The organism is Vogesella oryzae, from assembly GCF_902829295.1.
GTDB lineage: Bacteria > Pseudomonadota > Gammaproteobacteria > Burkholderiales > Chromobacteriaceae > Vogesella > Vogesella oryzae.
In genome coordinates this window covers 45,671-52,042 of the sequence record NZ_CADEPL010000024.1, presented here as the reverse complement: position 1 = coordinate 52,042, position 6,372 = coordinate 45,671, and the positions used below count along the sequence as shown (strand labels likewise).

The 6,372-nt window shown below is 56.2% G+C and carries 8 protein-coding genes, 1 tRNA gene and 1 pseudogene; 2 read left to right on the top strand and 8 right to left on the bottom strand.

What is annotated here, in order from left to right; translation table 11 throughout:
* The 8 genes and pseudogenes from HU218_RS10635 to HU218_RS10600 form a co-directional block, all read right to left on the bottom strand.
* Positions 1–108, bottom strand: a 108-nt coding sequence (locus HU218_RS10635; RefSeq protein ID WP_174874130.1) for a transposase, incomplete at its 3' end; no start/stop codon positions are given.
* 41 nt (positions 109–149) lie between these two features.
* Positions 150–710, bottom strand: a complete 561-nt coding sequence (locus tag HU218_RS10630) for a tyrosine-type recombinase/integrase (RefSeq protein ID WP_174874920.1) — start codon at positions 708–710, stop codon at positions 150–152.
* A 119-nt stretch (positions 711–829) separates the two neighbouring features.
* A complete protein-coding gene (locus HU218_RS10625) occupies positions 830–1,720 on the bottom strand; it encodes an integrase (protein ID WP_174874919.1) in 891 nt (296 codons plus the stop codon).
* Positions 1,721–1,838: 118 nt separating this feature from the next.
* Positions 1,839–1,915, bottom strand: a tRNA-Met gene (locus HU218_RS10620).
* Positions 1,916–1,962: 47 nt separating this feature from the next.
* Positions 1,963–2,781: an undecaprenyl-diphosphate phosphatase gene (locus HU218_RS10615; protein WP_174874918.1), complete on the bottom strand. Its 819-nt coding sequence runs from the start codon at positions 2,779–2,781 to the stop codon at positions 1,963–1,965.
* Positions 2,782–2,845: 64 nt separating this feature from the next.
* On the bottom strand, positions 2,846–3,451 hold the full coding sequence (locus HU218_RS10610; RefSeq protein ID WP_174874917.1) for a thiol:disulfide interchange protein DsbA/DsbL: 606 nt from the start codon (positions 3,449–3,451) through the stop codon (positions 2,846–2,848).
* Between the two features lie 13 nt (positions 3,452–3,464).
* The gene (locus tag HU218_RS10605; protein ID WP_246210999.1) at positions 3,465–4,166 is read right to left on the bottom strand and encodes an SPOR domain-containing protein; all 702 of its coding nucleotides are present in this window, start codon (positions 4,164–4,166) and stop codon (positions 3,465–3,467) included.
* A 32-nt stretch (positions 4,167–4,198) separates the two neighbouring features.
* A pseudogene (locus HU218_RS10600) lies at positions 4,199–4,894 on the bottom strand (ATP-binding protein); the annotation flags it as partial.
* A gap of 22 nt (positions 4,895–4,916) precedes the next feature.
* Here HU218_RS10600 and HU218_RS10595 point away from each other — a divergent pair.
* Together HU218_RS10595 and HU218_RS10590 are read left to right on the top strand one after the other, a co-directional pair.
* A complete protein-coding gene (locus HU218_RS10595) occupies positions 4,917–5,408 on the top strand; it encodes a hypothetical protein (protein WP_174874916.1) in 492 nt (163 codons plus the stop codon).
* A gap of 234 nt (positions 5,409–5,642) precedes the next feature.
* Entirely contained in the window at positions 5,643–6,371 is a 729-nt protein-coding gene (locus tag HU218_RS10590) for a TnsA endonuclease N-terminal domain-containing protein (RefSeq protein WP_174874915.1), read from the top strand.
* Position 6,372: the final 1 nt, after the last annotated feature.

Here is a 6,372-nt window from a genome sequence, read left to right as displayed (position 1 = left end):
CGCCGAAACACCGAGACGGCTGGCGACTTTGGCCACCGGATAGCCACGTTCGGTTACCTGTTTGACGGCTTCAATCTTGAATTCTTCGGGGAAAAGCTGCCTGCTCATGACACCTCCTTGTAGGGCCTAGTGTGAGGCTCACGAGGTATCTAGGAAAGGAGGGGCGATTCAGTGTGCGGTAAAAATACGGTACGTTTTTTCCAACTAACGTTCTCCCAGAGTAGAGCGAGTATTTCACCTTGGCGCATAGCGGTTTCCAATGCCAAAACAATGATGGCGTATAGCTCGTGATTTGGGTGGCGAATGGCCGCCCGTAAGATTTTCTTTTCCTCCTCAGGCGACAATCGACGAGAGCGGCCTGGCGGTGTTTTGGGCTTGCGTATCTTGAGGACTGGATTAACCAAATGGTCCATGCCCCATTCTGTGATCGCGGTAGAAAACACGTGCGACAGAAGCATCAGTTCCAGCTTGACGGTGGATGGCCCTACTGTTTTTTCTGGGGTGCGAGGATGAGGTGTGGACAGTCGTTTATCGCGGAAGGCGGCTACATGTGCTGGAGTAACGTCACTCAATGAGTGTTCGCCAAGAATGTCAGTTAGAGCCTTGATGCGGCACGCCTCAGTTTTATAGCTCCGCTTTTGAATCGAAATCGTTGCGACGTAGTGGGCGAGGACGTCTTTTAGGGGTGTCGTTGTGTTTGGATTGAACATCAAAATGGTAACAGTGAGGCAGCCCTGCTGAGGTAGCAGGGACAGATAACGGGCGAAAGGCAGTCTTTAAGCAACAGATAAATTGATGCGTACAGTCGCAAAGGCTTATCAGTAAAGAATTACTCAGGCCACGCAACACGATGAAGTTGGGAGAACTCGTGCCGCAGGTCGTGAAAGCAAAGCCCTGTGATGCCTGCGCGCTCACATGCCCGCCGGAAGGCCGCCCCCAAACCATTCGAATCATGGAAAGTCGTCAGCGGCCCGCCATGTAGCGGGCGTGGCAATGCACAAATGGCGGCCTCCGCTGCCGCCGAGAGGGGCACAACGCGGCTATCGCCGTTCTTGGTCAACTCGAGATGGACCACGCTATGTTGCAGGTCGACTTGCTCCCAAGTCAGGGATGCAATCTCGCCGCGTCGCATGCCAGTCTCGATGGCGAGAAGGATGCAGAGCGCCAGGCTGTCTGCGCGGGATTGTTCTGCCGCGGCCAGCAAGCGGGCTTCTTCATCGCCCACCAGACGACGAGAACGCCCCTTCGGCAGCTTCGGCTTACGGATGTGGGTAATCGGGTTATCTACGGGAATAGACCAGTCCCGAAAGGCGACGTTGAACACCGCAGACATGAGGGACAATTCCAGTTGCACCGTTTTGGGGGCAACTGTCTTCAACCGCTCATCACGGTAATCGGCAAAATCGGCGCTACGCAGACTGGCTAGTAGCCGTTGAGCCAATGGGTGACGTTGCAGCCGCTTGATTCGGCTGAGCTCAGCCCGCCAGCCGCGCTTGTCAGGCGTCACCTCACGCGCGTAGCGTGCCAGGATTTCACCAAAGGTTGTACGCTCGGCTTCCGAGCGGTCGACGAACAGACCACGCCGCATTTCCGACTCGACCGTTGCGGCCCAGTCCTCGGCATCACGTTTGGTCTCGAAGGTGCGGGTTTGGATTGGATAGCCCTTGCGGCGAACCTGGGCCTGATATTGATACGCGCCGCGTTTGGTAATACTTGCCATGCTCCTGCTCCATTGGGTAGAGACAGGGTATAGCGCCGAACTGCAGCAGAATTGCTGCAAATATTCGAAAACAAATGCACAAAGGCTTACCGCATCGCGATAAGCCTTTGATTTTATTTGGTTGCGGGGGCAGGATTCGAACCTACGACCTTCGGGTTATGAGCCCGACGAGCTACCAGACTGCTCCACCCCGCGTCAGAGAGAACGCATAATAGCCAATCAAAAGATGGCTGTCAAATCTTTTATGAGGCCCAGTCCACAAGCCCCCAGTGCCAGGTCGCCAAAATCAACAAACCGAAGCCGATTCGGTACCAGGCAAAAACCTCGTAACTGTGGTTGCCGACAAAACGCACCAGCGTACGTACCGCCAGCAAGGCGCTCAGAAAGGCGGCCACGAAGCCGATGGCGAACATTGGTAGTTCGGCGAAGGAAAGTAGATCGCGGTGCTTGTAGAGGTCATACACCGTGGCAGCAAACATGGTCGGTACGGCCAAGAAGAAGGAGAACTCAGCCGCTACTTTGCGATCCAGGCCGAAGAACATGCCACCGATGATGGTTGCACCGGAACGGGAGGTACCGGGAATCATCGCCAGCACTTGCGCAAAGCCAATCTTGAGTGCTTCGCGCCAGCTGATGTTATCGACATCATGTACCTTCACGACATGCTGGCGGCGCTCGGCATACAGGATCACCAGCCCGCCCAACACCAGCGCGCTGGCAACACTGATCGGATTAAACAGGTACAGCTTGATCTGCTTGATAAACAGCAGGCCGATAACCGCGGCAGGCAGAAACGCCACGATCAGGTTGGCCGCAAAGCGTTGCGCCTTGGGCTCGCTAGCCAAGCCCTTCACCACCGAGGTAAAGCGCTCGCGATACAGGAACAGCACGGCGAGGATGGCGCCGAACTGGATGGCGATCTCGAACACCTTGCCGGCATTGTGAAAGCCGATCAGATCACCAACGACGATCAAATGCCCGGTGCTGGAAACCGGTAGAAATTCGGTCAAACCCTCTACGATACCCAGTAACAGCGCCTGCGCCAGTAACAATGTGTCCACTTTTTCCCTTTCCGAAATGACTTCAGGCCGCACAGGGCGGCCTGAACATATTGCTAAAAATCGCTTACTTGCCGCGAGCCTTGATGATCAGCTCGTCAACCACCTTCAGCAGTTGCGCCGGCTCTGCGGCCAACGTTGCATATTTGCCTGCCACCACGATGGTGGGTGTGCCCTGGATCGCATAATCGAGAGTGGCCTGGGTTGCATGCGCGACTTGCGCATTGACGCCAAACGACTTGTACACCTGCATGAATGCCTTGCTGTCCACGCCCTGCTGGGTAGCCAGCCATTTCGTCATTTGCCCCTCGTCAGCCAGGTTGACATGCTGTTGCACCATGGCAGTCAGCGCCGGGCGATGCAGGCGGTCAAGTGTCTTGGTGAGGGTAAAAGTTGCGAACAGGCGTGCCAGCGGCTCCATCTGCTTGCCCCAGACAATTTGCTGGCGGCGGAAGCTTACATCCGCCGGCAACTTCTTCGACCAGGCCTCAAGCGACGGCTCCAGATTGAAGCAATGGATACAGTGGTAGGAGAAAAACTCGATGACCTCGACCTTGCCCGGTGTGGCAACCGGCTGCGGCTTGGCCAGCAGCACGTAATCCTTACCTTCCACAATGGCAGCCTGGGCTACACCGGCCATCATCAACAATGCGGCAAACAGCCATTTCTTCATGGTGATCTTTCGTTTATTTCGCGGGGAGTTTTACAACGGAAACTTCGATGCCATCCTGGCGCAATCTGGCACGCAGGGCATCCAGTTCGTCCTGGCGCTCGAACGGGCCGATGCGCACACGGTGCATCAGTCCTTTATCCGGCATCGACAGCGACTGAATCTTGGCTTCTACCCCCATCAGTGCCAGTCGCGCCTTCATGTTGTCGGCCTCGCTCTCGGACTGGAAAGCCCCGGCCTGCAAGAACAGGCGCTGAACCGCAACATTGGAATCGCCGGATGCATCGCTAGTTCCCTTGCCGGTACTCGGCAACGCCTCTTGCTTGCCCGGCAGGATTTTGTAGAAATCGAAGCGCTGCCCATCGCCATCCACCGGCGTCTTGGTAGCCGTGACCACGGTAGCCGGCTTTGCCGCTGCCCCAGCTGAGGCAGGCACAACGACGGGAGTCGCCTTGACCGGGTGCGAGGCAATGGTCGCCAACTTGGTACCGGGCTCCAGTAGCTCGGCCTCCGGCAACGAGGCCTGCTGTTTGCCCTGCATGCGCTCCAGGTTACTGAATGGCGTAGAAGAACGGCTGAGGTACATCGTCACACCGACAGCGATGCCGATGCCGACGATCAACCCGACCAGAACACCAGCCATCAGACCGCCGCCGCCCCCCTTGCGTGACGAGGTGCTGCGACTGCCACGCGAACTCTTGTGATCTTTATTACTCATGAAACCCACTGATTCGAGTCGATCCGACTCTGTCATTCATTACTGCCAAAACCGGCCAGGCCACGACGGAATTGTACCGCCTGTAGCAAGTGAGTCCGGGCTAGCGCCGTATCTTGCAGATCGGCGAGTGTTCTGGCCACGCGCAGTACCCGATGGTAAGCACGGGCAGACAATGCCAGTTTTTCCAGCAACTGGTTCAGATAGCTTCGTTCTGCCTCCGGCAGCGCACAGACCTCATCCAGTTCTGCGCCTTGCAGCTCGGCATTACTCCTGCCTTGTCGCTGCCACTGCCGCTCGCGGGCGGCAACTACCCTGGCCCGCACCGTGGCCGTAGCGTCACCACTCGGCAACTGCTGCAGCTCCTCAAGCGGCAAGCTGCCGACTTCTACCATCAAATCGAAACGATCCAACAGCGGGCCGGATATTTTAGCGCGATATCGCATCACTTGTTCAGGCGTACAGCGACAGGCACGCCGCCCATGCCCCAAATAACCACAGGGGCAGGGATTCATCGCGGCGAGCAATTGGAAGCGGGCCGGAAAAGTCACCTGCCGCGCGGCACGCGAGATATGGATTTCACCGGTCTCCAGAGGTTCCCGCAGCACTTCAAGTACTTTACGGTCGAACTCCGGCAGTTCATCAAGGAACAGCACGCCACGATGGGCAAGGGTAATCTCGCCTGGCCGCGGGTCGGAGCCGCCTGTTAAACCGCCCGCTATTTGCGAATAGCGGCAAAAACAGGTGAGTTAAATGCGACCATATACCCCCATAAGCAGCATCGTCTGCGCTATCCGTACCTCCTTTACTCAGTGGCTCCATCGCCAGCACCTAGGAAGACCTTACCACGTCATCGATGCGCATATTGTAGCGCTCGTTCAGCTAATGAATAGCCATCACGGTATTTGCACTGTCGCGTCATGCCAAGGCCACCACCTCGGCGCAAGGCCGCCTTACGTCTATTTCAAGGCCACAACACCCTTTGTTCAAGCTCTAGAAGCCGCGCTACGTGATGCACGATCGAAGCAAGAGCTGAACTTCTACTGGGTGTTGAAGGGCCTCCTCGACGAAAACTGCCAGCTGACCTTTCTCCTGTCCTCGTCAGAGCTGGATGAACGCGTTTACAGCATCTTTTGGGCACCCTACATGTTTTGGCGCGGCAGGAAAGCTATAGACCAAGACCTTCACACCATCGGCAGGCTCATCTCAGAAGGCCAGCCTGCAATGACGGCACGACCACTTTGAAGAAGAGGATGCCACCGATGATCAAAACAACCAGCGCAAACAGTTGGCTAGCACGCTTTGCTCGCCCTTTTTTTCCAGAGGGATCTGGTCGCCCACAACCAGGGCATGGGTCAGCTTTTATATCTACTTGGCGGGAACAAGACGGGCATTCAACGAGGCGCATTGATCAATCCTATGTGGGAGCAAATCAGCTGAAGATAATTTCGTTGTCATCTTACATGGAGCGAATTTAAGATGAAACATCCTATTTCTTGGCTGCTCAATGTGGGTACTCCTGAGGCGGTTCGCCGCGTTCCCATCAACACGATTAGCCTGACTGGTGAGCTGCTCGGCCAAGAGTTCGAGTCGTCACTGGAGCGAGACTTGATCATGCTCATGGCGTGGCGCAGCGAACTCGATTGGTTCCAAGTGCAGCCAGTTGAAATATTGTTCAATGGCGCGGCTGGCGCTCAGCGTTCCTACACCCCCGATTTGCTGGTGAGCTTTATCCCACGTACGACCTCCGGGAAACCAACCCGTAAGCCACTGCTGTGCGAGGTGAAGTACCAGGATGATTTACGGCGGAACTGGGCCGACTTGAAACCCAAATTCAAGGCTGCCCGCGCATACGCCCGCGAACGTGGCTGGGAGTTCCGGATTTTCACCGAGCGACGGATTCGTACCGGCCTACTACAAAACATCCAATTCCTTTGGTCGTATCGCTATGCCCCACAGCACCTCAACCATCGAGACCGCCTGATACGCATGCTGGACGATATGGAAGAAACCACGATCAATGGGCTGCTGGAAGCATGTTACCTAACAGAGAACCGCCTTGGGCGAGGTGAGGGACTCTGGACGCTGTGGTGCCTGATCGCTCAAAAAAGCGTGCTCTGCGACCTGAGCCTGCCACTTACGATGGAAACGCGGATTTGGCTCGACCCATTACTACAGGCCGAAGACTCTGGCGATGAGGACTTGTGAC

Coding starts and splice junctions, on each gene's coding strand:
- HU218_RS10630 (WP_174874920.1), bottom strand. CDS start 710: ATGTTCAATCCAAACACAACGACACCCCTAAAAGACGTCCTCGCCCAC.
- HU218_RS10625 (WP_174874919.1), bottom strand. CDS start 1,720: ATGGCAAGTATTACCAAACGCGGCGCGTATCAATATCAGGCCCAGGTT.
- HU218_RS10610 (WP_174874917.1), bottom strand. CDS start 3,451: ATGAAGAAATGGCTGTTTGCCGCATTGTTGATGATGGCCGGTGTAGCC.
- HU218_RS10605 (WP_246210999.1), bottom strand. CDS start 4,166: ATGAGTAATAAAGATCACAAGAGTTCGCGTGGCAGTCGCAGCACCTCG.
- HU218_RS10595 (WP_174874916.1), top strand. CDS start 4,917: ATGCGACCATATACCCCCATAAGCAGCATCGTCTGCGCTATCCGTACC.
- HU218_RS10590 (WP_174874915.1), top strand. CDS start 5,643: ATGAAACATCCTATTTCTTGGCTGCTCAATGTGGGTACTCCTGAGGCG.